15 protein-coding genes are annotated in these 25,614 nt (G+C 63.7%); 7 read left to right on the top strand and 8 right to left on the bottom strand.

The window, feature by feature from the left end; translation table 11 throughout:
• Nucleotides 1–24 precede the first annotated feature (24 nt).
• The 6 genes from ACNHGR_RS21155 to ACNHGR_RS21130 all read right to left on the bottom strand — a co-directional run bounded on the left by ACNHGR_RS21155 (nucleotide 25) and on the right by ACNHGR_RS21130 (nucleotide 10,549).
• Nucleotides 25–2,760, bottom strand: coding sequence for a TonB-dependent receptor (locus tag ACNHGR_RS21155; protein WP_475288742.1), 2,736 nt, complete (start codon nucleotides 2,758–2,760; stop codon nucleotides 25–27).
• Nucleotides 2,761–2,968: 208 nt separating this feature from the next.
• Nucleotides 2,969–4,534, bottom strand: a complete 1,566-nt coding sequence (locus ACNHGR_RS21150) for a family 43 glycosylhydrolase (protein ID WP_475288740.1) — start codon at nucleotides 4,532–4,534, stop codon at nucleotides 2,969–2,971.
• Nucleotides 4,524–6,230: a DUF885 domain-containing protein gene (locus ACNHGR_RS21145; protein WP_475289482.1), complete on the bottom strand. Its 1,707-nt coding sequence runs from the start codon at nucleotides 6,228–6,230 to the stop codon at nucleotides 4,524–4,526. The genes ACNHGR_RS21150 and ACNHGR_RS21145 overlap by 11 nt, the downstream gene beginning before the upstream one ends.
• Nucleotides 6,231–6,292: 62 nt before the next feature.
• Complete coding sequence (locus tag ACNHGR_RS21140) at nucleotides 6,293–7,318, bottom strand: Ldh family oxidoreductase (RefSeq protein WP_475288738.1); 1,026 nt, start codon at nucleotides 7,316–7,318, stop codon at nucleotides 6,293–6,295.
• The gene (locus ACNHGR_RS21135; protein ID WP_475288737.1) at nucleotides 7,315–9,684 is read right to left on the bottom strand and encodes a beta-L-arabinofuranosidase domain-containing protein; all 2,370 of its coding nucleotides are present in this window, start codon (nucleotides 9,682–9,684) and stop codon (nucleotides 7,315–7,317) included. The genes ACNHGR_RS21140 and ACNHGR_RS21135 overlap by 4 nt, the downstream gene beginning before the upstream one ends.
• A gap of 91 nt (nucleotides 9,685–9,775) precedes the next feature.
• Nucleotides 9,776–10,549, bottom strand: coding sequence for a FadR/GntR family transcriptional regulator (locus ACNHGR_RS21130; RefSeq protein ID WP_475288736.1), 774 nt, complete (start codon nucleotides 10,547–10,549; stop codon nucleotides 9,776–9,778).
• A gap of 150 nt (nucleotides 10,550–10,699) precedes the next feature.
• Here ACNHGR_RS21130 and ACNHGR_RS21125 point away from each other — a divergent pair, with 150 nt between their 5' ends.
• The 4 genes from ACNHGR_RS21125 to ACNHGR_RS21110 all read left to right on the top strand — a co-directional run bounded on the left by ACNHGR_RS21125 (nucleotide 10,700) and on the right by ACNHGR_RS21110 (nucleotide 19,266).
• On the top strand, nucleotides 10,700–13,051 hold the full coding sequence (locus ACNHGR_RS21125) for a S9 family peptidase (protein WP_475288734.1): 2,352 nt from the start codon (nucleotides 10,700–10,702) through the stop codon (nucleotides 13,049–13,051).
• Between the two features lie 11 nt (nucleotides 13,052–13,062).
• The gene (locus tag ACNHGR_RS21120; RefSeq protein ID WP_475288733.1) at nucleotides 13,063–15,804 is read left to right on the top strand and encodes a DUF5695 domain-containing protein; all 2,742 of its coding nucleotides are present in this window, start codon (nucleotides 13,063–13,065) and stop codon (nucleotides 15,802–15,804) included.
• A 257-nt stretch (nucleotides 15,805–16,061) separates the two neighbouring features.
• A complete protein-coding gene (locus ACNHGR_RS21115; RefSeq protein WP_475288731.1) occupies nucleotides 16,062–17,765 on the top strand; it encodes an Svx/AvrXca family virulence/avirulence protein in 1,704 nt (567 codons plus the stop codon).
• 4 nt (nucleotides 17,766–17,769) lie between these two features.
• Nucleotides 17,770–19,266, top strand: coding sequence for a peptide MFS transporter (locus tag ACNHGR_RS21110; RefSeq protein ID WP_475288730.1), 1,497 nt, complete (start codon nucleotides 17,770–17,772; stop codon nucleotides 19,264–19,266).
• Here the strand turns inward: ACNHGR_RS21110 and ACNHGR_RS21105 are convergent, their stop codons facing one another.
• Both ACNHGR_RS21105 and ACNHGR_RS21100 read right to left on the bottom strand, forming a co-directional pair.
• A complete protein-coding gene (locus tag ACNHGR_RS21105) occupies nucleotides 19,267–20,457 on the bottom strand; it encodes a M24 family metallopeptidase (protein ID WP_475288728.1) in 1,191 nt (396 codons plus the stop codon). It abuts the gene before it with no gap.
• Between the two features lie 9 nt (nucleotides 20,458–20,466).
• A complete protein-coding gene (locus ACNHGR_RS21100) occupies nucleotides 20,467–21,687 on the bottom strand; it encodes an NAD(P)/FAD-dependent oxidoreductase (protein WP_475288726.1) in 1,221 nt (406 codons plus the stop codon).
• Nucleotides 21,688–21,955: 268 nt separating this feature from the next.
• Here ACNHGR_RS21100 and ACNHGR_RS21095 point away from each other — a divergent pair, with 268 nt between their 5' ends.
• Genes ACNHGR_RS21095 through ACNHGR_RS21085 form a run of 3 tightly spaced genes read left to right on the top strand, consistent with a single transcriptional unit; the run spans nucleotide 21,956 to nucleotide 25,613 of the window.
• Nucleotides 21,956–22,612: a GntR family transcriptional regulator gene (locus tag ACNHGR_RS21095; protein WP_184274743.1), complete on the top strand. Its 657-nt coding sequence runs from the start codon at nucleotides 21,956–21,958 to the stop codon at nucleotides 22,610–22,612.
• A gap of 19 nt (nucleotides 22,613–22,631) precedes the next feature.
• Entirely contained in the window at nucleotides 22,632–24,047 is a 1,416-nt protein-coding gene (locus tag ACNHGR_RS21090; RefSeq protein ID WP_184274741.1) for an amino acid permease, read from the top strand.
• A 57-nt stretch (nucleotides 24,048–24,104) separates the two neighbouring features.
• Entirely contained in the window at nucleotides 24,105–25,613 is a 1,509-nt protein-coding gene (locus ACNHGR_RS21085; protein WP_475288724.1) for a glycoside hydrolase family 27 protein, read from the top strand.
• The last annotated feature ends 1 nt before the right edge of the window (nucleotide 25,614 follow it).

Raw genomic sequence — 25,614 nt, 5'->3', positions numbered from 1 at the left:
TGTCTGCCTAGTTTCGCATCGCGATCAGAAGCGGAAGCGGATGCTGCCCTGCACCGTCCGCGCCATGGTGCGGACCCCCAGCGGCAGCAGATTATCCTTGCCGAAGTAGCGATAGGGATCGTTGCCGGTCAGGTTGGTACCTTCGATCGACAGGGTCATGAACTTGACCGGCGTGTAGTTGACGGCCGCGTCCAGACGATAGGTGGCGTCGTTGTACCAGCTATAGGCCGGATTGTCGGTCCACACCCACAGGCGATAGGGCGAACGATAGTTGAAGGCGACGCGGGTGCTGAACTTGGGCGTGTCATAATAGAGCGCCGCGTTGGCAGTCCATTTCGACGTATCGACCGAGTCGAAGGCACCGGGGAAATCCTCGGGATAAGGATATTCGACGCGCGCCTCCAAAATGCGCGACACGTTCAGGCTGGCACCGAAATTCTTGAGCGCGCCCGGCAGGAAGTCGAAGAAGCTCTGCACCTGGGCTTCGATGCCGTAGAAGGTGCCGTCGCCCGCATTGCGCAACTGCGATATGGTACCGCTGCGGCCCGGCAGGCCATATTCACCCAGATCGGCCGCCACTTCCCGGCTGAAATAGGTCCAGTTGGTCGCCTTCTTGTAATAGCCTGCGATCGACGCCGACCCGGCCCGACCGAAATAATGTTCGAGGCTGGCATTGATCGACCATTCGCGTTGCGCCTTCAGGTCCGGGTTGCCGGCGTCGACATTGGGCGTCGCCGCATTGGGATCGACGAAGAAGAAGGGACGCAGGTCGTAGAAGTTCGGCCGCGACACGTTGGTGGTGTAGGACAGGCGCAACTGCGTCTTGGGATCGAAATGCAGCGTGGCGGTGACGCTGGGCAGATAATCCATGAAGTTGCCGCGACCCGAGCTTTCCTCGATGATCAGCGGATACCCATCCGCCGCTGCACCGATACGATATTGGAAGCTGTTCGAGCTGCCCCAGGTATTGACCGCGCGCAGGCCGACCACGCCGTCGATCGGGAATCCGACATCAAAGCCGTAGTTAAGCTGTGCATAGGCAGCGAAGGTATTTTCGACCGAGGTGAAGGTCTGACCCTGGTCGCTCGGCGGCAATTCGCTGGAGAAGCGAACGGCATTGCCCGGATCGGTCGCCTGAATATAGGCGCGCACCGCGTCGATATTGTTCAGCAGCGCCTTGCCGGGGATGCGATACCATTGCGGCGAACCGGCCAGATCCGGTCCGATCAGCGATGCCTGATCGCCACCGGGGAAGGCGGTGAGCGGCGCATCCTTGCCATCGACGCGGGGGAAGCCGTCGCGATAGCCATAATAGCGATCGACGTCGCGACGATTGTAACGAATGCCGGTCTGCAAGGAGCGGAGCAGGTTCTTGTCGCTCAGTTCCAGAGTCAGGTCGAGCTGGCTCGCAAATTCCTTGTTCTTCGATATGCCGGCATTGTCCTGGAACCGGTTGACGCCATATTGGGTGACGTCGTTCAGATCGGTGCCATTGAAGGTGATCGACGGGATCGGCCGCGAATAGGCATCCGACACGAAATCGATCGTCGCCGATTGCAGGTTATAGGGCCGCAAAATCTGCTGCACATAATAATAGCTGTCCTTCGACCAGCTATATTGTGTGCTGAAATGCAGCAGCGCGCGATCGGTCGGGCGCCAGTTGGTTTCGAAATTGGTGGTGTACAGGTCGCGCTTCAGCGTGTTGTACGTCCCCTCGATATAGGCCGGCACGCCGTTCGGGTTGGAAATGGTCAGCTTCTTGATCGTCTGGCCGTCCGGCATCAGTTCGATACCGCTGAACTGCGTGTTCCATTCGCGGTTGAGCGTCCACATCTTGTCGATCGAGCGGCGCTCCTTCGACCCGATATAGCTGCCCTCCAGAATGAACTCCAGCTTGTCGGACGGCTTCCACTGGAACACGCCGCTCAGCGACGGCCGCGTCACATAGCCGCTCTCCGTGCCATATTGGGTGCGATAGGGGATGACGGCATCGCGATATTCTGCCGGCAGATTGTAGAGCGGGCTGTTGGCATCGCCTTCGCAACAGACCGTGTCGGGCGACTCGCTCTCGACATAATTTTCCTGATAATAGGTCTTGGTCCAGCTACCGTTGAGCAGGAAGCCCATTTCGCCGATGCCGGTTTCGAACCGCTCGCCCAGCAACAGGCTGGCATAGGGGCTGGTCTTCTCGGCAAATTCGTCATAGGCGCCGCGCACGCTGCCCGCGACGGTCAGGCCCTTCTTCAGGTCCAGCGGACGGCGCAGTTCGACATTCACCGTGCCGGCGATGCCGCCTTCGACCTGATCGGCGGTGCGGGTCTTGTAGACGTCGACCGATTTCAGCAATTCGGCTGGAATATCCGCCAGGCTGATCGACCGGTCGGTGCCCAGATTGACGTTGTTGCCGTTGACGGTGGTCTGCACCTGGCTGAGGCCGCGAATGGTGACGCCCTGCCCCTGGCCACGCTCGCGGTTGATCTGCACGCCGGTCACGCGCGACAGCGCTTCGGGGACGTTATTGTCCGGCAATTTGCCGGCGTCTTCGGCGACGATGGAATCGACGATCTGCTTGCTGTTCTTCTTCTTGGTCGCTGCCGCCTCGACACTGCCGCGTACGCCGGTGACGATGATGTCAGACTTGGCGGCAGCCGTTTCGTCCGGGGATTGCGGCGCATCCTGCGCCGCTGCGGCGACCGAAAGCGACGCAAAAGCCAGCGCGGACAAAGCCGCCGACATGTTGAAAACCATACGAGACTTCATCCACTTTCCCCTTATTCCCCGGCGGATCGCCTGACTTTATATCGTATACCAACTACATTATTTTGTCGGAGTCAAGGCCGTTGCAATTTTTCGGCAACAAAGTTGCAGGCGAGATGCGGATCGCGATCAAATCTTTGAAAGATAAGAAAAAGGGGCGCCGGTTGCCCCGCGCCCCTTATCCCGATCAGCTGTCCAACTCGTTGTCGCGTCAGCCACAACCCGGTGCCGGTTTCGAGTCCCCATCCCGTACCACAGGCGGCACGGCCTTGGGCGTCAGCACTTCCCATTCCTGCACGGCCAGCCCGGCATGGCTCTTGCTATCACCCGACGCATCCAGCACCGCGCGCAGGCAACGGGTGCGGATCGACGGGAAGCTGACCGCCTGAAAACCACCCGGCAGCGTGCCATAGCTGCCAGCGGCCGGCACTGGCGTCCAGCCGCCCTCGCCCTGCCAATATTCCAGATGCCAGGCGGCCGGCGGCGCGACGCCCATACCGGACCCTGCCGGCTGGTCGTTCCAGAACCAGATGCGCGATCCGTCGATCGTCACCGGCTTGTCCCAGCGATATTCGATCCACTGGCTCGCAGGATTATCCGGCGACCAGCTGCCCCACAGGTCGGGCGGCAGCGGCGCCGCCTTGGTAATGCCGTCGTTCAGCGCCTTGATCCAATATTGCACCGGCACCGGATCGTTGGACGCGGCGGCTGAAGCCTCACGCGCGATGTTCCGCGTCGCAGGCAAAGGCGGCTGCGGTCGCCGCGTCGGCACCACCGTCCTGATCCGCGCGGGCGTCACGCTGTCATCCCATTCCATCCTGTCGATCGCGACGCTGCGCCGGAAATGGCCGCCATCCTTCGCATCGGCGGTATGATAGACCAGATACCATTGCCCGTTATACTCCACCGCGCCCGGATGCGACGTGGTGGAGGATACGGGCTTCAACGCCACGCCGCGATAGGTCCATGGCCCCATCGGCGAAGGCGCGGTGCCATAGGCGATGCAGGCATGATAGACGGCCGGGGTACAGTCCGACGTCGGCCCCGCCTTGTTCCCCGCATAGAGCATATAATAAATGCCCTTGCGCTTCATGATCCAGGGCGCCTCGAAAAAGCCGGTCAGCCCCTCGATCGCCTGCCCCTCGCCTTTCAGCGTCACCATGTCGCGTTCCAGCTCGATGCCGCGCAACTGGCCGAACGTGCCCCAATAGAGATAGACCCGGCCGTCATCGTCGATCAGCACGGTGGGATCGATGTTCTGGATATCCTTCGCCACCGGCACATGCTGCGACAGGATCGGCCCCGACGGATGCGCATCACGCCACGGCCCGGTCGGGCTGTCCGCCACTGCGACGCCGATGGCGAAACGATCCTTGGCGTCGCTATTCTTCTCCAGCACCGGGGCGTAGAAATAATAGCGCTTGTCCGGCCCCTGGATGATCTGCCCGGCATAGGCGCGCGCTTCCTCCGCCCAGGCGAAGACATTTTCCGGGCGGATGATGTCGGGATAATGGGTCCATTGGCCCGACCTGGGATCGGTCGTCTTCAGCAACTGCCACTGGCCCATGATGAAGTCGTTGACGTCCGGTTCCGCCTGATCGCGCCCCGCGACGATCCACAGCGCACCATCCGCCACGAAGGGCGCGGGGTCGGCCGAATAATAGTCGCCATCGGCCAATATGGGATTGCCCGGCACGCTGATCTGGCGCGCTTCCTGCGCACCAGCTGGCCCGACAACCATGACCAGCGCAATGCCGGCGAGCAGCTTATTCCTCATCGGGATACGGTCCCTTGCCACCATCGGCGATCAGCTGGTCGACGCGCTGGTCGATCACCGGCAGCGGCACCGCGCCCAGCGCCAGCACCGCATCATGGAAGGCACGAATATTGAACTTCGGCCCCAACGCCTTTTCCGCCTTCTTGCGCGCATCCACAAAGGCGAGCTCGCCCATATAATAGGACAGTGCCTGCCCCGGCCAGGCGATATAACGGTCCACCTCCGTCTCGATCTCATGATCGGACAGCGCCGTATTGTCGTGCAGATACTCCTGCGCCTGTTTGCGGGTCCAACCCATCGCGTGAATGCCGGTATCGACCACCAGCCGCGACGCGCGCCACGCCTGATAGCTCAGCATGCCGAAGCGATCATAGGGGGTTTCATACATGCCCATATCCTCGCCCAGCGCCTCGCAATAGAGCGCCCAGCCCTCGCCATAGGCCGACAGATAGGTGTCGCGGCGGAAGGCGGGAAGTTCCTTATTCTCTGCCGCCAATGGCATCTGCATCGCATGACCCGGCGCGCTCTCATGCAGGGTCAGCGCGACCTGCGAATAGAAGGGGCGCGATGGCAGATTATAGGTGTTGACCAGATAGATGCCCGGCCCGCCGCGCCCGCCGGTATAGAAGGGCGCGATATCGTCCGGCACCGGCTTGATCGCGAAGCGCATGCGCGGCATCCGCCCGAAATATTCGGACGCCTTGCCGTCGAACGTCTTGGCGATCCACGCCGCGCGGTTCAGCAATTCCTGCGGCGTCTTGGCATAAAATTGCGGATCGGTGCGCAGGAAGGTGAGGAAGGCCGGCAGGTCGCCCTTGAAATCGACCTGTTTCATGACCTCGCCCATCTGCCCGCGGATGCGCGCCATTTCATCAAGACCGATCTGGTGAATCTGGGCCGGGCTTTTGTCCAGCGTCACGAACTCGCGGATCTTGGACTGATAATAGGCCTTGCCGTCGGGCAGTTTATACGCCGCCAGATCCTTGCGCGCGCCCGGAATATAATCCTCCCGCAGGAAGGTCAGCAGGTTGTGGTGCGCCGGCACCACCGCCTGCGCGATCGCGGCTTGGGCCTCGTTCTTCAACGCCGTCTGCACATCGGCGGGAATGGTCGCAGGCAATGCCTTGAACGGCGCGTAGAAGGGATTATCCTCCACGCTCTTCGCCTTCGCCACCTGCTCGACGCCGATGTCGCGCCCTTGCAACGTGATCTGCGCAGGCGTGAAACCCCGCTTCAGGCCGGCCCGCATATTCGCGATCTGCTGGTCGTAGAAGCGCGGAATGTCGCGCAACATGGCAATATAGCGCCGCGCCCCCGCCTCATCGCGCACGGGATCGCGCGCCCAGCCGGCCAGATCGCCCCAGAAGCTGGTGTCGGCGTTCAGCGGCTTCTCATAATCGCGATAGCGCTGCTCGGCGAGCATCGCATCGATCTGCCCCTTGTAGACGGCAAAGTTGATCTTCTGCTCGGGCGACAATTGCTCGACGTTGATCCCGGCAAGCTGCTTCTCCACCTGCTCCCAGCGGGCTAGCCGCGCGGCCTGCACCCTGGGACCGACGTCGGGCAGAGCCAGCGCCTGATCCTTGGGACCATCCTCGCTTGGCCCGGACTGTTTCTGCCGCCAGTCATATTCGGCCGTATAGATCGCCTCGAACGCCTTGTCCGCCGACTGGGCTGCGGGCTGGGCCTGCGCCATGGGCGCCACCAGACTGATGAACGCCGCGCCGGCGAGCAGCCAGGTCCGGCCGCCAAAGATCGTCACGCCATTTCCCCTTCCAACAAAGCCAAGATATCGCGGTGCAACGCCGCCGGGATGCGCACGCCTTCCGCATCCGATTGCGCACGCGCAACATAGCGCCGCGCGCCCGGTAGGCGGGCGCCCTGCCCGGTGATGGCTTCAAACATCGCCTCGGCCCGGCCCAGATGATCCTCGACGCTCGCGCCCAGAAAACCGGCCGGGTCGATCGCGATCACCAGTTCGCCACCGATCGGCGATCCCATGCGGCCCTGATCGGCCGCCATGGATTCCGCACTGGTCATGTCGCCGATCAGCGGCCCGGCGATCAGTTCGACCATCGCCGCCAGCGCCGATCCCTTATGCCCGCCAAAGGTGCGCATCGCACCATCGAGCACGGCCTTGGGGTCGATCGAGGGATGGCCCTCGGCGTCATAGCCCCATTCAGGCGGGATGGTCTTGCCCGCCCGCCGATGCAGCTCGATCTCGCCCCGCGCCACCGCGCTGGTGGCAAAATCGAAAACGAAGGGATGCCCGCCGGGACGCGGCCAGCCGAAGGCAATCGGGTTGGTTCCGAACACCGGCTTGGTCCCGCCCTCCGGCGCGACCCAGGCATGGCTGGGCGTGAAGGCAAGGCCCACCAATCCGGCATCGGTCAACGCCTCGACCTCCGGCCAGAGCGCCGCGAAATGCACGACATTGTTGAGCGCCATGGCCGCGATGCCACACTTGCGCGCCTTCTCGACCAGCAGCGGCAGCCCCCGCTCGAACGGCAATTGCGCAAAGCCGCCCTTGCCATCGACCCGCACCAGCGCGGCAGCGGGTTCGCTCACCACCGGTACCGCATCGGGCACGACCACGCCGCGCTCGATCGAATTGGCGGCGACCAGCAGGCGATAGAGGCCATGCGACGCACAACCGTCCCGCTCGCCCGCCACCATCGTCCGCGCGACGGCGGCGGCATGGTCGGGCGCCAGCCCCCGACTTTCCAGCACCTTGCGGGCCAGCGCATCCGCTTGCCCAAGGGTCATCGCGACCATGTCGCTCATGCTGACGTCGCCGGCTTGGCGGTGAACAGGCGCACGCCGAAGACCGGACCGGCCGAACTGCGGTCATGCGGCACGAAGCGGACCTTGACGCTGCTCTTGCCCTTGGTCAGCGCCTCCGGGATCGGATAATCGACGTCCAGGAACTTGCCCGGCCTGTCATTGTCCAGACTCTGCGTCGCCAGCTTCACATTGTCGACCAATATGTCGAAGCTGCGCTTGCGCTCGCCCCCCCAATAGGTCGCCTGCAACAGCAACGGCCCCGGCTTCACCTTCATGGCGAATTCGAAATAGCCGCCCGACCGCGCATCGCGGCCATTACGCCCGCGATAGGAGACGGGATAGCTGATCTCCGACGTCAGCCCATGGTCGCGCTCGGGCTGCATTTCGCCCAGATGCATGATGTCGATCGATCGGGCGGCCAGATCCTTCTGCCGCGCCTGTTCGGCCAGGAAAGCGGCCTCTTCGGTTTTCCATGCAGATTCCGAAAAGCGCTTGAAATAGACCGCGCTGCGCCGCTCATACTGGCTGTAGAAAGGCACGAAGGCGAGGTTCGCCGGACGGATGATATTTTGCGTGCGGTAACGCGGACGATCCGACACGATGGGTGCGAAGGCGGCGAGCGGGTCTTCACCGACCATCGCCGGTTCCACGCCGGTCCAGTCCATTTCCGCCGGACCAAGGTCCGCCGCCATCACCATCGGGCCACGCACGACGGCCACCACATCGGGCGCCCCCGGCGCAGCCTCCAGCCGCAGGTCGAGCGGCAGGCTGAGCGCCACCACATCGCCCTTCTTCCAGCGGCGCGTGACGACCGCATAGCCATTGGCGGGCGTCACCGAAACCGGCGCGCCATTGACGCTGAGGCCAAAGCGGCCATTGGCCCAGCCCGGGATACGCAGCGCCAGCGAAAAGGCGCCCTGCTTCACCGTATCGACAGTCAGCTTGATATCCGGCTTGAACGGATATTCGGTGTCCAGCGTCAGGCCGACGCCCTTCGCCTTCCACTGCGCTGCCGACGGGATGTAGAGATTGACGAACAAAGTGTCGTCTCCCTCCCAATAGATAGAGTCGCCATGCTTGGCGTGGCTTTCCATGCCGGAGCCGACGCAGCACCAGAAGGCGTCCTCGTCGGGCTGCGAATAGCCGCGCGGCGCACCGCTCATCATCGGCGTCATATAGGTGAAGCCGGCATTGGCCGGGTTCTGCGCCGACATGACATGGTTGAGGTGCGCCCGCTCATAATAGTCGAACAGCGCCCCGTCCGGCTGCCAGCCATAAAGATGCCGCGTCAGCTTGAGCATATTATAGCTGTTGCAATGTTCGCAGGTGGACTCGGTCAGGTGCAGCGCGACCGTATCGGGCTCGAAGAAATATTCGCGATCGGCATTGCCGCCGATGACATAGCTGTGATGCTGCGTCACCCGGTCGAAGAAGAAGCGCGCGGCGCGGCCCGGTTCCTCCTTGCCCGTCAGTTCATGGATGCGCGCCAGCCCGATCAGCTTGGGCACCTGCGTATTGGCGTGGAAGTTGGACAGCTTATCTTCCTGCGCCACCAGCGGATCGAGAACCTTGCGGTCATAGATGCGCTCCGCCACCGCCAGCCAGCGCGGATCGCCGGTGCGGGCGTAGAGTTCGGCATAGCTGTCATTCAGGCCGCCATATTCGCAGCCCAGCAATTCCTGCATCTGCGCATCGTTCAGCGCCGCAAACACCGTCTCGAAATAGCCCGCCAGACCGATCACGACCGTCAGCGCCTTCGCGTTGCCCCAGGCGCCATGGACATCGAGCAGGCCAGCAAAATATTTGTGGACGGTGTAGAGCGGCGACCAGCTGCCATTGAGATCGAAGCCGCCCGACTTGATCTGCCCCTGCATCACTTCGGGGAAAATCTGTTCGCCATCGACGATCTGGCCGTCTTTGGTCTTTCGACCCAGCGCGCCGATATAACCATCCTTGCGCTGCGCCTGACACAGAGCCAGTTCATCGACAATATAGTCAGCGCGGCGGCGGCACTCTTCATTACCGGTCTGCTGCCAGCCCAGCACCAAAGCGGTGATATAATGGCCGAGCGTATGGCCGGCGATCGTGTCGGATTCCCAGCCGCCATAGATCGGCGCCTTGGGTTCAAGGCCTGCATATTTGCGGAAATTATGCAGGAAACGATCGGGGCTGAGCGACAGGAGGTAGGCGATGTTCACCTCGACCGCGGTCGCATAATCGGACGGGCGCAGGCGCACATCGGTCAGCGGCAGCGGCCTTGCGCGCAGCGGAATCTTGGGCGCGATCGCGGCCAGCCCCTTGAACGGGACGGCGCAGACGGCAAGGGCAGCGACCCCTGCCAGCCACTCGCGACGATTGGCTTTCATTGCTAAACACTCCTACCGAATATCGTATACTATATGATAGAGCGCAGGGTTATGCTGTCAATCCCTATTGTCCGACTTGTTCGATCGTGGTTCAGCGGCGCAGGGCGACATGCATGTCCGCCAGCGCCAGTTCGATGAGGGTCCGCATCGCCTTTTGCGCCTGCCGTGGGTTTTGCGCGGCTATCTCCCTATAAAGCGCACGATGCTCCGGCATGGGATCGCGCGGCGCGTCCTGGACCCGCTGCTTCGCTGCCGTGGTCCAGGCGATTGCCGACATGATCGAACTGGACAAGGAGAAAAGCAGCTCATTCTGCGCCGCCTCCATCAGCAATCCGTGAAACCGCTGATCGGCGGCCCGCCCCTTCTCGGTCGCCAGCGTGTAACGCTCCATCGCGTCCAGCGCATTGGCCATATCGATCAACTGCCCTTCGCTGCGCCGGCTGGCCGCCATCTCGGCCGCCTGCGGCTCCACCATCATGCGCAGCTCGAACAGGTCGCGCAGAAATTGCTCGCTCGGCTCCGACTGGATCTGCCAGGCAAGCACATCCGGGTCGAGCATGCTCCATTGCCGCCGTTCATTGACCTTGGTGCCGGCCTTGGGGCGACTGCTGACCAGCCCCTTGGCGGTCAGTATCCGGAACGCCTCGCGCAGCACCGATCGCGATATGCCCAGCGCTTCGGCATGATCGACCTCGGCCGGAAAGACATGGCCGACCGGCAGCGCACCGCCGATAATCTGCGTCGCCAGCCGATGCGCCACCATATGATGCAACCGCCCGGTAACAATGCCGGTAGCGGTGGACGTGACGGGCGACGCGCCGATCGCGCCGTCCTGAACCTGCCGCCCGTCGTCCATGCCTGTCATCCCATCCTTGCTGATGATCGCACGCTACACCGATAAGGCGCCTAGGAAAAGACCGATCTTATATCGTATAATGTTGTTGACGCATTGGCCCGTACCGGTCATGACTGCGGCCTCTCTCCTGATAATGATAGGCAGCGCGCAGTCGTGGACATGGTCCGTTACCCTGTATCGAAAAGCATCAGCCTGCTGGCCCTGACCTGCGCCATCATGGCAAGCCCGCTCGCCATGATGGCGCCGGCACTCGCGCGTCCGGTGGCTTCGACCGCCGCCCTGCCGGACATCGGCGCGCGCTACGCCCTGTCGGACAAGTTCAACGGTCAGAGCCTGTCCGACCTGATCGACAATGCAGACGTAGCCCCGCGCTTCGTCGCTGACGGCAAGGGCCTGCTCTACCGCACCGGCAATCGCCTCGCGCAAAACTATATCTACGTCGATCTGGCCACGCTGGCAAAGACGCAGGTGGCAACGACCGCGCAGTTGCTCACGGCATTGACCACCGCAACCGGCAAGAGCGTCGATGCCGACGTCGCCCATATCGCCGAGGCCGATTATGATCCGGCGACGAAGGCCCTGCGCTTCGCCGCGCTGGATGGCCGCTGGACCCTCGCCGCCAATGGCAAGGCCGAGAAGATCGTCGAGCAGAAGCAGAAAGACCTCTCCCTCCCCTCGCCCGACGGCCGTTTCCGCATCGTCGCCCGCAACTTCAATCTGATCGCGGTTGACGTGAAGAGCGGCAAGGAAGTCGTCCTCACCACAGACGGCACCCGTGAACAACCCTATGGCCGCTCCATCCCGCAACTGGCCGATATCTTGCGCGCCGGCACCGAAGAACCGGACATGCCCGTCTCCGGCGCATGGTCGCCCGATAGCCGTTATCTGCTGAGCTGGCGGCTCGACACGCGCGACGTCAGGAAGCTGTCCATCACCCAGCAGAACCCGCCGGGCAAATTTTATCCGCGCAGCTTCTCCTATGTCTATCCGCTCGCCGGCGCGGAAAAGCTGCCGCAGGCGACCCGCTTCACCATCGACATCGACCAGGCGATGAAGGCGGGCAAGGCGAAGATCGTGCCGCTGGCGATCCCGTCAGAATCCATCCTCTATCCTTCGCCGCCCGACATGGGTTGGATAAACGGCAAGCCCCGCATCCTCTGGACCGAACGCGGCTACAAGCAACAGGCCGTCTATCAGGCCGATCCGGACACGGGCGCCGCGCGCATCGTCGCGCATGAAGCGGTCAAGCCGCTCGTCACCGTGACGTCCAGCATGATCCTGCCCGCGCCAGACCTGGGCGGAGAACTCTCCATCTCCGAACGGTCCGGCTGGGCGCAGCTCTATCTCGTCACCCCTGATGCGCCCGATGGCGGAAAACCGCTTACTCGGGGGGAATGGGAAGTGCTGTCGGTCGACCATGTCGCCGGGGACAAATCCTCTTTGATCGTCACCGGCGTCGGCCGCGAAAAGGCGCGCAACCCCTATTGGCGCGCCCTCTACCGCGTGTCGCTGAACGGCGGCGCCCCGACCGAACTGACCCCCGAACCGCTCGATCATGACGCGACCCTGTCCGACGACGGCAAATGGATCGTCGACCAGATGTCCAGCCCGACCAGTCCGACCCGCGCCGTGCTGCGCGACGGGCAGACGGGCAAGATCGTGCTGGACCTCGCCACCGCCGATGACAGCCGCCTGCGCGCCGCCGGCTATACATCGCCCGAACCCTTTCAGGGGGTCGCGGCGGATGGCCACACGCCCATCTACGGCATGATCTTCCGCCCGGCGCATTTCGACGCGAAGCGCCGCTATCCGATCATCGACAATGTCTATACCGGCCCGACCACGACCGACGTGCCCGCCACCTGGAACGACGCCCATCGCGTGTCCGGCAATGCCGTGGCACAGATCGGCGCGATCGTGGTGATGATCGACGGCACCGGCACCTCGCGCCGGGGTCAGGCCTTCCGCCTGCCCGCCTATCAGAATCTGGGCGAAGTCGGGCTGGACGATCATATCGCCCTCATCCGCCAGATGGCCGCCAAATATCCCTATATGGACGTGAACCGCGTCGGCGTGTTCGGCGGATCGGCCGGCGGTTACGACACCGCCCGCTTCCTGCTGCGCCGCCCGAATTTCTTCAAGGTCGGCGTCTCCTCCTCGGGCAATCACGACCTGCGCCTCGACAAGACATGGTGGCCCGAAGTGTCCATGGGCAACCCGGACGAAGCGACCTGGGAGCGGAACAGCAACATGTCGGTCGCCGGCAACCTGATGGGCAAGCTGCTGCTGATCCATGGCGACATTGACGACAATGTGCCGGTGACGGAGAGCTTCCGCCTCGCCAAGGCGCTGATGGATGCCGGTCGCGACGTCGATCTGGTCGTCCTGCCCAACACCACCCACCGGGTCTATCAGCCCTTCTTCTGGAAGAAGCTGCGCGACTATTTCACGCTCAACCTGTTGGGCGAAACACCCCCCGCCCTGACGGCACGCACCCCCGCCGCGAAATGACGAGGACGACCATGATCAAGAAGCTCCCCCTGATCGCGCTGCTGCTGGCGTCCGTGCCCGCGCTGATGCCGGCCACCGCCGCCTTTGCCGAGGCCCAACCCGCGAAGAAGGTCTTCCCGCCGATCGCGAAGACCGCGTTCAAGACGCCGACTTTCGACCTGGCGCTCCGCACCGACACGCAGACGCTGGCCCATCTTTCGCCCAGCGGCGACGCCGCGTTCGACTATGTCCCCGCCGCCCGCGAAGCGGAACGCGCCGCCGACGGCTATGTCCATATCGGCGACATCCATATTCGCCTGAAAAGCGGCACCGGTGCATGGCAGGATTATTCCTCAGCCCATGCCCGCAAGCCCATCGTCAAGCTGGTCGCGCGCGGTGAAATACTGGCCGCCGCCGACATCAGCGCCTCCATGGGCGCTGGCATCCCACTGCGCGTCGAGCGGCAATGGGTCAATGACAATGGCGTCCTCGCCCTGCGCTTCACCCTGGTCAACGGCAGCAACGCGCCCGTCGAGATCGGCGCACTCGGCATGCCGATGGTGTTCGACAACATCATCCTCGACCGTGATCTGGATCAGGCCCATGCGCAGGCCAGCTTCGTCGATCCCTATATCGGCCGCGACGCCGGCTATTTACAAGTAACGCGCCTCAACGGTCAGGGTCCGGCCCTGCTCGTCCTGCCGGAAAAGAACACGCCGCTCGAAGCCTATCGCCCGGTGCTTGAAGCCCGCGCCGCGCCCAAGGGTGATATCTTCACCGACCGCAGCCCGCGCAGCCAGGTATCGGAAGGCTTTTACGACTGGACTGTCGCCAGCAAGGGCTTTGTCGACAAGGAATGGGCCAAGGCCGGCCCGCAATGGAATGAGGCGACCAGCATCACGCTCGCACCGGGCCAGAGCCGCACCATCGGCCTGCGCTTCGTCACATCGCCCTCCATCCGCGCGATCGAGGATACGCTGGTCGCCAACAAGCGCCCCGTCGCGGTCGGCATCCCCGGCTATGTCTTGCCCACCGACCAGTCGGCCAGCCTCTATCTCAAGTCCGCCAGCCCGATCGCAAAGATCGAGAGCTTCCCCGCCGGCGCCCTTACCGCTACGCCGGTCGAAAGCAGCGCCGGCTCCGCACGCTATGATGTGAAGGCGTCGGGCTGGGGCCAGGCGCGCCTCACCATCACCTATGCCGATGGACAGGCCCAGACCGTCAGCTATTACATCACCAAACCGCTGGAGCAGGTGATGGCCGATATCGGCCACTTCACCACGACGAACCAGTGGTTTGAGGGCAAGGATGACCCCTTCCACCGCTCGCCCGCCATCCTTTCCTATGACCGGGAAGAGAATAAGATCCTCACGCAGGATGGCCGCGTTTGGGTCGCGGGGATGAGCGACGAGGGCGGCGCGGGCAGCTGGGTTGCCGCCGCGATCAAGCAGCTCGACAATCCCGATGGGCAAGAAGTCGCCAAGCTCGAACGCATGGTCAACGAAACCGTGCTCGGCCATCTTCAGGTCGTCGAAGGCCCACAGGCTGGCGCGGTCAAGAAGAGCCTCTTCTATTACGACCCCAAGGAATTCCCGGACTATTACGATCCGGCGATCAACTGGAAGAACTGGACCGCCTGGTCGAAGAAAGATTCGGACGATCTCGGCCGCTCCTACAACTACCCCCATGTCGCGATCGGCCATTGGGTGCTGTACCGCCTTGCCCGCGACAATCAGGGGCTGGTGAAGCAGCATGACTGGCGCTTCTATCTCGACTGGGCCTATCGCACTTCGGTCGCGATGATGCGCGATGCGCCCTATTATGCGCAGTTCGGCCAGATGGAAGGCGACGTCTTCCTCGACATATTGAAAGACCTCAAGCGCGAGGGCCTGACGGCGCAAGCGACCGAGATGGAGAAGCTGATGAAGGGCCGCGCCGACCATTGGCGCACGCTCAAATATCCGTTCGGCAGCGAAATGGCCTGGGACTCCACCGGCCAGCCCGAAGTCTACGCCTGGATGCGCTATTTCGGCTATCAGCCGCAGGCCGACGTCACCAAGGAAGTGATCCTTGGCTATGATCCGACCATCCCCAGCTGGGGCTATAATGGCAATGCCCGCCGCTATTGGGACTTCCTCTATGGGGGTAAGGTGTCGCGGATCGAGCGACAGATTCACCATTATGGCTCGGCGCTCAACGCGGTGCCTTTGTTCGACGCCTATCGCCAGAACCCGGACGATCTCCACCTGCTGCGCGTCGCCTATGGCGGCATGATGGGCGGCATCACCAATATCGACCAGCAGGGTTTCGGCTCCGCCGCCTTCCATAGCTGGCCCGACATGATGCAATGGGACGTGCTGACCGGCGACTATGGCATGGGCTTTTACGGCCATGCGATCGCCTCGGCCACCTATGCGGTGAAGGACAAGGATCTGGGCTGGCTCGGCTTCGGCGGCAAGGTGACGGAGGATGCGGGCAAAATCCATATCGTCCCGCAGGATGGCGCCCGCCGCCGCCTGTTCATTGCGCCGGCTGGCCTGTGGATCACGCTGGAGGCCGGCCGCATCGCCAGCGCCGACTATGACGCCACATCCGGCAATGTCGTGCTGACGCTCGATCCCGTCGATGCGGCCACAGCCAAGGCGCGCCTGCTGTTCGAAACCACGACCAAGGACGGCAAGCCCTACGCGTTCAGCGGCGGCACGGCCGACCGGGGCGGCTATGCCATCCCGCTCGCCACCACCGCCACCCGCATCACGCTGACGCCGCGCTGATGACGATGCGCCACGCCCTCCTCGCTTCGGCTCTTGGCCTGACGATGGGGGGCGCGGCGCTGTCCGCCCTCCCCCATTCCGCCTCCCGGCCGGCGGTGGATCGCTGTCCTATTGGCGGCCCCGCTGCTATGCTGGCCCGCAACTGCATATCGGCACTTTCCGATAGGATTAGCCCGGCGCAACAAAATGTCGAAACCCGCGGGAAATATGCGAAGTTAAGCCCCGGAAATCCTATTTGCGCCAACGCCCCCTGGACCGTGGCAGCGACCGATCCGGGCGACAAGGTGAATGGCGCGCTGCCGCTCCAGATGGAAAGCGCCCATGTCGCCTTCCACTGGAAGCCCGGCACCGTCGATCCCGCCGATGCCAGGGCCGCCGCCGCGCATCTGGAATATGTCTGGTCCTACTTCATCGACACTTTGGGCTTTCCGATGCCCCATTGCGGCGATGCCACCAAGTACAAGGTCAACGCCTATATCGGCGCCGATTATGGCCTGACTGGCGGCACGGATTCGCTTGGCCATATGGGCATGTGGATCGGCCCCGGCGCATTGAAGGATCGGTTCGGCCTCGCCCATGAACTGACCCACGCCTTGCAGGCCGCGACTGGCCGACTGATGGACTCGCCTTACACCGGCTGGATGTTTGAAAGCCATGCCAACTGGATGACCACCCAGTTGCCGGAATTTCGCGACAACACCCATTGTTCGGTGCTGCTGAAACAATATCCGCACCTCTATTATGGCTCGACCCGCTCGCGCTATTGCAACTGGCAATGGTTCGAATATCTCAAGGACCGCCATGGCTATGACGCCGTCAACGCCCTGTGGCGCACTGCGCCCGGCAAGGACGATCCTGCCCGGCTGACTGCCGATCCCTTTACCGTGCTGAAGACCAGCATGGGCTGGACGCAGGATCAGCTGAACGATGCCTTCGGCGACTGGGCGCTGCACAATGCCAATTGGGACTATGCCAATGGCGCCGTCTATCGCAAAAACTATGGCAGCTACGACCAGAGTAGCGGCCCCGACATATTGGCCGCGACCGTGCTCGACCCGATCGATGCCGACAAGCGCCGCTATGCCGTGCCCGAAATGTGGGCGCCGCAGCGCTGGGGCGATAATATCGTCAAGCTGAACCCTGACCCCGGCCAGTCGCGCGTCAGCATCACCTTCCGCGGCATCGTGCAACAGGCTTCCGCCACCGCGAAACTCCCCGGCCTCGCCGACGAACCCGACACCATCCCGCCGCCCGCTTCCGACTGGCGCTGGGGCATGGTCGCGGTCGGCGCGGACGGCAAGAGCCGCTACAGCCCGCTACAGCGCGGCGCCCGCGCCTCTACCACGCTCGCCATCCGGCCCGACGACACGGGCCTCTATCTTGTCGTGATGGCCACCCCGTCGCAGATGCAGAAAATCCGCTGGGACCAGCCCTATTATTCTATCTACCGCTACCCGTGGATGGTGGAACTTAATGGCGCCCGGCCCGACGCGCCCGCACCCATTCCCGGCGGTCATCGCCACGCCAATGGCGGCGGCTGGGTCGCCCCCGATGCGAAGGTCGCGGCAACGGCCTATGTCGGCCCCTACGCCCGCGTCCTGTCCGGCACCGTCGCCGATCGGGCACGGGTCAAAGATCATGCCGTCGTCTCAGGACAGGCACGGTTGCAGGACGATGCCGTCATCTCCGGCCTCACCGTCCTGCGCGGCGACACGATCCTGCGCGGTCACGCCCGCGCGGCCACGTCCATGCTGGGCATCGGCGAGTATGAGAAGGGGATTATCCTGTCCGGCACGGCACAGACGATCGGCGACGTCGAACATCGCGGCGGCCAGTTCGACAAGGGCGTCTCCTACGGCTTCGTGGATCAGGACGCGGCCAAAGACCCCAAGCGCGGCGCGGACCTGACCACACCCGTCCCCGAAGTCACCGCCAAACCCGACTATCGCTGGATTCCCTGACGCAATGACGACGACCACCCCGCCGGAAGCCGAAATGCTCTGGGGCCATCCCAAGGGCCTCTACGTCCTCTTCTTCACCGAATTATGGGAGCGCTTCTCCTTCTACGGCATGCGCGCGCTGCTGATCTTCTATCTGACGCGGCACTTCCTCTATTCGGGCGAGCAATCCGGCCTGCTCTATGGCGCCTATCTGGCGCTGGTCTTCCTGTCCCCCATGATCGGCGGCTACCTCGCCGACCGCTGGCTGGGCCAGCGCAAGGCGGTGCTGTTCGGCGGACTGGTGATCGCCAGCGGCCATATCACGCTGGGGATAGAGGATATTCTGGGCACATCGGCGCAGGCGGTCTTCTGGATCAGCCTGTCGCTGATCGTCGTGGGTACGGGCTTCCTCAAGGCCAATATCTCGGCGTTGGTGGGCAAGCTCTATGCCACCCACGATCCACGCCGGGACAGCGCCTATACGCTCTTCTACATGGGCATCAATCTGGGTGGCGCGATCGGCCCGGTGATCTGCGGCGTTCTGGGCGAGACTTTGGGCTGGGGCTATGGCTTCGGCGCGGCGGCAATCGGCATGATCGCCGGCGTCATCGTCTTCGCGCGCGGCAAGCGTCATCTTCTGGGCGGCGGTGAAGCCCCTAATCCAGCCGCGCTGGCGCAGCCCGTCTTCGGCCTGAAGCGCGAATGGTTGATCTATGCCAGCGCAATCCCGCTGACCCTGCTCAGCTGGCTCTTGCTGATCTCCCCCAAACTGACAGGCACCCTACTCGCGCTCGGCGGCGTTCTGGTCGGCCTGTTGCTGGTTTGGATCGCTCTGGCCCGGCTCGCGGGCGAGGAGCGCCGTAAGCTGCTCTACGCACTGGCGCTGATCGTCATCCAGCCGGTCTTCTGGGGCCTCTACGAACAGAGCGGCTCCTCGCTCAGCCTCTTCATCGACCATCATGTCAACCGCATGGTTTTCGGCCATGAAGTGCCGGCTTCGGTTTTTCAGGCACTCCCCCCCTTCTTCGTCTGCCTGATCGCCCTGCCCTTCGCCGCGCTCTGGCTGCGCCTCGCGAAGGCGGACCGGATGCCCACGCCGATCAGCAGCTTCGCTTTCGGCATCATCATGGTCGGCGGCGGCTTCGTGCTGATGGCTTTGGCCCAGTGGGTGCCGGCGGATCAGAAGGTACCGCTCGCCTTCATCTTCCTGCTCTTCCTGTGCCACGCGATCGGGGAAATGTGCCTGTCGCCGGTAGGCCTCTCCGCCATGTCCCGCTTCGCCCCGCGCCATATGCTCAGCTTCCTGATGGGCACATGGTTCCTCGCGACGGCGGCCGGCAATTTCAGCGCTGGCGTGATCGCCTCGGTGATCGAGGCGATGGGCGGCGGCGCCAATGGCGGCGACCGGACGATCATCCTCGACGCCTATCTACGCATCGGCCTGGTCGCCGCCGCGATCGGCGCAGTGGTGCTGGTCATCAATATCGGGGCGCAGCGGATGCTGCGCCCCGATATCCGGTAATCATCCGGCAAAAGGCCGGTCGATCGCCACCTGCGGCTGGGTGAACCACTGCGCGCCGCTTTCGGTCACGTAAAAATGATCCTCCAGCCGGATGCCGAAACGCTGCGGCACCACGATCATCGGCTCGTTGGAAAAGCACATACCCGGTTGCAGCGGCGTCTTGTCCCCGCGCACCAGATAGGCCGGTTCATGGATCGACAGGCCGATGCCATGGCCAGTGCGATGCGGCAGGCCGGGCAGGCGATAGTCCGGACCAAGCCCCGCCTTCTCCAGCACCGCCCGCGCCGCCGCGTCCACGCTCTCGCACGGCGCACCGGGCATGACGGCATCGAACGCCGCCTGCTGCGCTTCCTTCTCCAGCGCCCAGATATCGCGCGCCTGATCGTCCACCGCACCGAAGGCATAGGTGCGGGTAATGTCCGAATGATAGCCCTCGATCGTGCAGCCGGTGTCGATCAGCACCAACTGTCCTTCCTCCAGCGCCCGATCGCCCGGCAGGCCATGGGGATAGGCGGTCGCCTCGCCAAACTGGACGATGCAGAAGCTGGAGCCCTTGGCGCCCAGCCGCCGATGTGCCTCATCGATGAAGCGGGTCACTTCGCTTGCCCTTATGCCGGGGCGTAAGATGCGCGCTGCGGCGGCATGCACCTGCAACGTCATGGACTTGGCCTGCTGCATCAGCGCCAGTTCGGCCACCGACTTTACCATGCGGCAACCGCTGATGACCGGGGTGGCGTCGACCAGAGCCGCTGGCGTCGCGGTGCGGAGGCGCTCGGCAAAATGGAAGGGCAGTTCGGGATCGACGGCTACCGTCCGCACGCCGGCTTGCGACAGCGCATCAACCACGAGCGCTACCGGATCTTCATCCTCCTGCCAGGACCTGATATCGGCGCTGATCGCGAGGTCGGCTTCCAGCGTGCCGATCTCGAAATGCGGGCAGATGATGATCGGCGTGCGTCCCGGCAGCAGCAGCATCGCGACCAGCCGCTCGCTCTGCCCCCAGGGCACGGCCGAAAAATAGCGCAGCGACGCCCCGGCATTGACTAGCAGCGCCTGCGCGCCAATGCCGTCGGCCAGCGCTTGTGCCCTGGCGATGCGGGCCAGCCGCTCGTCCGCCGCAATGGGAGCGGCGCGGTCGGTCCAGGGGTGCAGGCGATCCAGTTCGATCTCTGCGGTTGATCCACCAATCATATGATACCCTTATGCGAAACGCCGAATGTCGAACAGCGAGTTGGACAGCTGCGGCGCCTTTTCCGTGACCAGCGCCGTTATCATCTGCGCCGTGATGGGCGCCAGTGTAAGCCCCAGATGCTGATGCCCAAAGGCATAAAAGAGATTGTCCACCCGGTCCGACCGGCCAATGGCCGGCAGATAGTCGGGCAGGGTCGGACGGCACCCCATCCAGCGGGTGTAGGGACCGCGGATCGGCAGGCCCAGTTCCGCGACATGCCGTTCCAGCCGCTCCCATTTGCGCGGGTCTGCCGGCGCATCGACCCGGCCCAATTCGACAAAGCTGGCCGCCTGGATCACATCGCGATAGCGGGTGACGATCATCGAGCGGTCCTCGAACACGACCGGCGGCAGGTCTCCCGGCCAATCGGCAGCATTGGCGCGGATATGATAGCCGCGCTCTGCGATCATCGGCACCTTGTGACCCAACGCTTCCATCAGCGGCCGGGAACGAACGCCGGCACAGAGGATGACATCATCGGCGTCGATACCAGGCACCTCGACCCGACTGCCAATGCTGCGCAAAGTAGCGCTACGCCCGACAATCTCGCCGCCGTCAGTCACGAAAGCCGCGCGAAGAGCGAGGCGCAAGGCAGAAAGGTCCGCGATCTGGCCACTGCCCGAAAAGCGGATCGCGCCCGCTGGCGGATGACTGTTGAGGCGCGACAATTGCGCCAGTTCCGGCAAGGATGCGTCATGCACCTGCGCCGTGCCGGTATCGGCTGCTGCCCAGCCGGCGCGGCCAGCTTGCGCCGATTGCGCACTGTGCCACAGCACATAATGGCCATCCTGCCGCAACAGGTCCGGCTCGCCGATACGATTGACCAGCGCTTCCCATGTCGGCATCGCCTGCGCCAGCAGCCCGCGCAGGGCTTCGTTGCCCTGCCGGAACCGCGCCGGTTGCGCCGCCGCCATCAGCCGCAGGCCAAAGGGCAGCCATGCGCCGACCGCAGACAAGGGAAAGTCCAATGCGCCACCACGCAGGAAGAGGCGGCGCGGCACGCTACGCAGCAGGGCCAGCGACGCCAGCGGCTCCACCTGTTCGACCGCGATATGCCCGGCATTGCCCCACGACGCCGCCTGCCCATCCGCATCGTCATCGATCAGGGTCACGGACTGACCAGCGTCCAGCAAAGCCAGCCCCGTGGCCAGTCCCACCACGCCACCGCCCACTATCGCTACACGCCCCACAAAAACTCCATTGCATCGCCTCTTCAATATCGTATACGGTATATCGACTGAGCAGATAGCGCACAAGGCCAAAGCCGATCATGACCCGATTTCGTCCCTCCTCCAGCATGCAGCCGGCCAGAGCCGCGCCGCGCATGGGAGTTGTGACATTATTGGACAGACATGCAACAGCCGCGCTTTTGCAGTGCAATAGACGATTATCTACCGTATACGGTCAAGTTGTGACGCGTTTTTCCTGCGTCGCAGCGCCCTATATGGAGACAGACAGGTGACCATCGTCGTCCGCACGCTTTCCGAACGTATTTTCGAGGTAATCCGCGAGCGGATTATCGAAGGAAAGCTGCCCGACCGCGAGCCGGTGCGGCAGGATGCACTGGCGGCCGAACTCGGCGTCAGCAAGATTCCGCTGCGCGAGGCGCTTGCGCGGCTGGAACATGAAGGGCTGCTAACCAGCCAGGCCAATCGCGGCTGGTTCGTGCGCCCCATGTCGGCCGATCAGGCGGAGGAAATCTACCTGTTGCGCCTGGCGACCGAGCCGGCCGCCGCGGCCTTTTCCTGCACGCGCTCGACCGAAGAAGACAAGCAGGCCGCGATCGACGCCTTCAAGCTGCTGGACGCGGCGGCCAATGACGATCTGAACGCCGTCGCCGTGCGCAACCGGGAGTTCCATGTTGCGCTGGTGCGGCCGGGCGGACGGCTGCTGACCACGCAACTGGTCGAACGGCTGGAGGTGCTGGCCGAACGTTATGTGCTGGCGCATCTGGAGCCCGCCGGTCGCGGCGATCGTGCGCATCTGGAACATCAGGCGCTGCTCGATGCCTGGCTCGCCGGCAATGGCGACGAAGTACAGGCGCTGCTGACCAGCCATATCGCCAGCACACTGGACGACCTGCGCGCGCAATTTGCCGCCAGCCACACACAATGATCCGATAAAAGGGGACTTCATGCTCGGACCACGCAAATCCATCGAGTCACTCGCAAAGCGCGAGTCCGGGCATAGTCTGGCCAAGACGTTAAGCTGGCCGCATCTGATCGCTCTGGGCGTCGGCGCGATCGTCGGCACGGGCATCTATACGCTGACCGGCGTTGGCGCCGAACGCGCCGGGCCGGCGGTCATCCTGGCCTTCGCCATTGCCGGCGCGGTTTGCGCCTGCGCCGCGCTCGCCTATGCCGAAATGGCGACCCTGATCCCCGCAGCGGGCAGCGCCTATACATTCAGCTATGCCGCCATGGGCGAAACGATCGCCTGGATCGTGGGCTGGAGCCTGATCCTGGAATATTCGCTGGCCTGTTCAACCGTGGCGGTCGGCTGGTCGGGCTATCTGGTCGGATGGCTGCAATCGGCGGGCGTCCATCTGCCCGCGATGTTGCTGGTCGGGCCGCATGGCGGCGGCATCATCAACCTGCCCGCAGTCATGGTGGCGCTGGCCGTGATGGGAATGTTGATCGCGGGCACCCGCGAAAGTGCGACGCTCAACATCATTCTGGTCATCATCAAGCTGGTCGCGCTGTCGATTTTCGTCGCCATGGCATTGCCGGCCTTCCAGTCCACCAACCTCGAACCCTTCATGCCCTATGGCTTTGCCAGCACGGAAATCGAAGGGCAGAAGCGCGGCGTGATGGCGGCGGCGGCGATCGTCTTCTTCGCCTTCTATGGTTTCGACGCGGTCGCCACATCGGCAGAGGAAGCGAAAAATCCCGGCCGTGACCTGACCATCGGCATCATCGGGTCGATGCTGGTCTGCACCGTCATCTATATGGGCGTGGCTATCGCGGCCGTGGGCGCCATGCCGTTCCTGCAACTTGCCAATTCGCCCGAACCGCTGGCGCTGGTGCTGCGCCAGCTGGGTCAGCCGGTCGCCGCGCACCTGATCGCGCTGGCCGCCGTCATCGCCCTGCCCTCCGTCATCCTGGTGATGATGTACGGCCAGAGCCGCGTCTTCTTCGTCATGGCGCGCGACGGGCTGCTGCCGCGCAGCCTGGCCAAGATCAGCCCGCGCACCGGTGCCCCCACCCGCATCACGCTGATGACCGGCCTGTCGATCGCGCTGGTCGCCGGCATCTTCCGCTTGGACGAAATTGCCGAGCTGGCCAATGCCGGTACGCTGATCGCCTTCATGGCGGTGGGCGCCTGCCTGATGATCCTGCGCCGCCGTTCGCCTGAATTGCCCCGCCTGTTCCGCTGCCCCCAGCCCTATGTGGTGGGGACGTTGACAATCCTGGGCTGCGCCTATCTGCTGTTCAGCCTGCCCGACACCACGCTGGTCCGTTTCGGTGCCTGGAATGTGATCGGCCTGCTTTTCTATTGCCTCTATAGCCGCAGCCGGAGCGGCGCCCGGCAGGAGGAAGCGGCCGCCTGAACGGCGACTCCCTCCCTTTCCATTGTCGTTTTTCATTGATCCACTGAGGAGATCGCGATGACGCGCGCCCTTTTTGCTGCCCTTTTCGCTACCGCCAGCCTGACCATGCCCGCCGCCGCCAAGACCGCCTTCGACGGCGTCTGGCTGTTCGACAAGGCGCCACCCACGCCCGGCGTCACCATGATGGAGGTGACGAGCAAGGGCGCGAAGATAGAGGGCCGCGTCACGACGCTATGGTATGGTCCGGTCGAGATGATGAACCCGCGCATCGAGGATGGGAAGCTGCTGTTCGAGGCGCGCAACATCAATGACCGCGACCATCCGACCCGCAACTGGAGCGTCAGCCTGAAGGACGGGAAACCGCATCTGGAAGGGCAGATCTGGGAAAGCGCGATCGCGATCGACGGCTATCGCGGCACGGCCAAGGATGCCAAGGCGCGCGCCTTCCGCTTTACCGCGCTGCCACCGCTGGGCCAACCCATCCCCAGCAAGCTGGCCGCGACGCCGCCGATGGGCTGGAGCAGCTGGAACAAGTTCGCCGAGCATATTGACGACAAGACGGTGCGCGCCATGGCCGACGCGATGGTGTCGAGCGGCCTGCGCGACGCGGGCTATACCTACATCAACATCGACGATGGCTGGCAGGGCCAGCGCGATGCCAGCGGCGTGTTGCAGCCGAACGAGAAGTTCCCGGACATGAAGGCGCTGACCGACTATGTCCATGCCAAGGGACTGAAGATCGGCATCTATAGTTCGCAGGGGCCGCGCACCTGCGCCGGCTATGAGGGCAGCTACGGCCATGTCGCGCAGGATGCGAAGAGCTTTGCCGACTGGGGTTTCGACTATCTGAAATATGATCTTTGTTCGGGCGAATGGTTCTATGCCGATGCCGATACGGTCAAGCGCAGCTATCATGAAATGGGCACGGCTTTGCAGGCCACCGGGCGGGAGATGATTTATTCGCTGTGCGAATATGGTCGCTTCGACGTCGGCAGTTGGGGCCGCGATGTCGGCGGACAATTGTGGCGCACCACCGGCGACATCACCGACGATTATGAGACGATGGCCAAGATCGGTTTCGACAAGAATGGCAACGCTGCCTATGCCGGCCCGCATGGCTGGAACGATCCCGACATGCTGGAAATCGGCAATGGCGGGATGAGCGCGGACGAATATCGCACCCATATGACGTTGTGGGCGATGTCGGCCGCGCCGCTGATGATGGGTCATGACCTGCGCGAGACGGATGCGGCGACGCTGGCGATGCTGACCAACCGCCGGGTCATCGCGATCGACCAGGATGCGCGCGGTGTGCAGGGCAAGGCCGTGCGCAAGCAAGGCGCACTGGAAGTGTGGGCCAAGCCGCTGGCGGACGGGCGCGTAGCGCTCGCGCTGTTCAATCGCGGGAACGAATCCGTCACCATGGCCGTGACGGCGGCGGATGCCGGCCTGTCCTCGATCACCCAGGTCGAGGATCAATGGTCCGGCGCGACCGCCAACGCTCTGCCCGCCAGCTATGCCGTGCCGGCGCGCGGCGCGGTGATGGTCGTGGTCAAGGGGCAGTAAG

This window comes from Sphingobium sp. RS1 (assembly GCF_056156825.1).
The sequence above is the reverse complement of the archived record's forward strand: the minus strand, read 5'-3'. Positions and strand labels throughout refer to the sequence as shown.

What these genes read in the sequence shown, in the direction of transcription:
- ACNHGR_RS21145 (WP_475289482.1), bottom strand. Translation starts at nt 6,230, where the DNA reads ATGGCGCAGGCCCAGCCCGCAGCCCAGTCGGCGGACAAGGCGTTCGAG.
- ACNHGR_RS21155 (WP_475288742.1), bottom strand. Translation starts at nt 2,760, where the DNA reads ATGAAGTCTCGTATGGTTTTCAACATGTCGGCGGCTTTGTCCGCGCTG.
- ACNHGR_RS21150 (WP_475288740.1), bottom strand. Translation starts at nt 4,534, where the DNA reads ATGAGGAATAAGCTGCTCGCCGGCATTGCGCTGGTCATGGTTGTCGGG.
- ACNHGR_RS21105 (WP_475288728.1), bottom strand. Translation starts at nt 20,457, where the DNA reads ATGATTGGTGGATCAACCGCAGAGATCGAACTGGATCGCCTGCACCCC.
- ACNHGR_RS21140 (WP_475288738.1), bottom strand. Translation starts at nt 7,318, where the DNA reads ATGAGCGACATGGTCGCGATGACCCTTGGGCAAGCGGATGCGCTGGCC.
- ACNHGR_RS21110 (WP_475288730.1), top strand. Translation starts at nt 17,770, where the DNA reads ATGACGACGACCACCCCGCCGGAAGCCGAAATGCTCTGGGGCCATCCC.
- ACNHGR_RS21130 (WP_475288736.1), bottom strand. Translation starts at nt 10,549, where the DNA reads ATGACAGGCATGGACGACGGGCGGCAGGTTCAGGACGGCGCGATCGGC.
- ACNHGR_RS21125 (WP_475288734.1), top strand. Translation starts at nt 10,700, where the DNA reads ATGGTCCGTTACCCTGTATCGAAAAGCATCAGCCTGCTGGCCCTGACC.
- ACNHGR_RS21135 (WP_475288737.1), bottom strand. Translation starts at nt 9,684, where the DNA reads ATGAAAGCCAATCGTCGCGAGTGGCTGGCAGGGGTCGCTGCCCTTGCC.
- ACNHGR_RS21085 (WP_475288724.1), top strand. Translation starts at nt 24,105, where the DNA reads ATGACGCGCGCCCTTTTTGCTGCCCTTTTCGCTACCGCCAGCCTGACC.
- ACNHGR_RS21120 (WP_475288733.1), top strand. Translation starts at nt 13,063, where the DNA reads ATGATCAAGAAGCTCCCCCTGATCGCGCTGCTGCTGGCGTCCGTGCCC.
- ACNHGR_RS21090 (WP_184274741.1), top strand. Translation starts at nt 22,632, where the DNA reads ATGCTCGGACCACGCAAATCCATCGAGTCACTCGCAAAGCGCGAGTCC.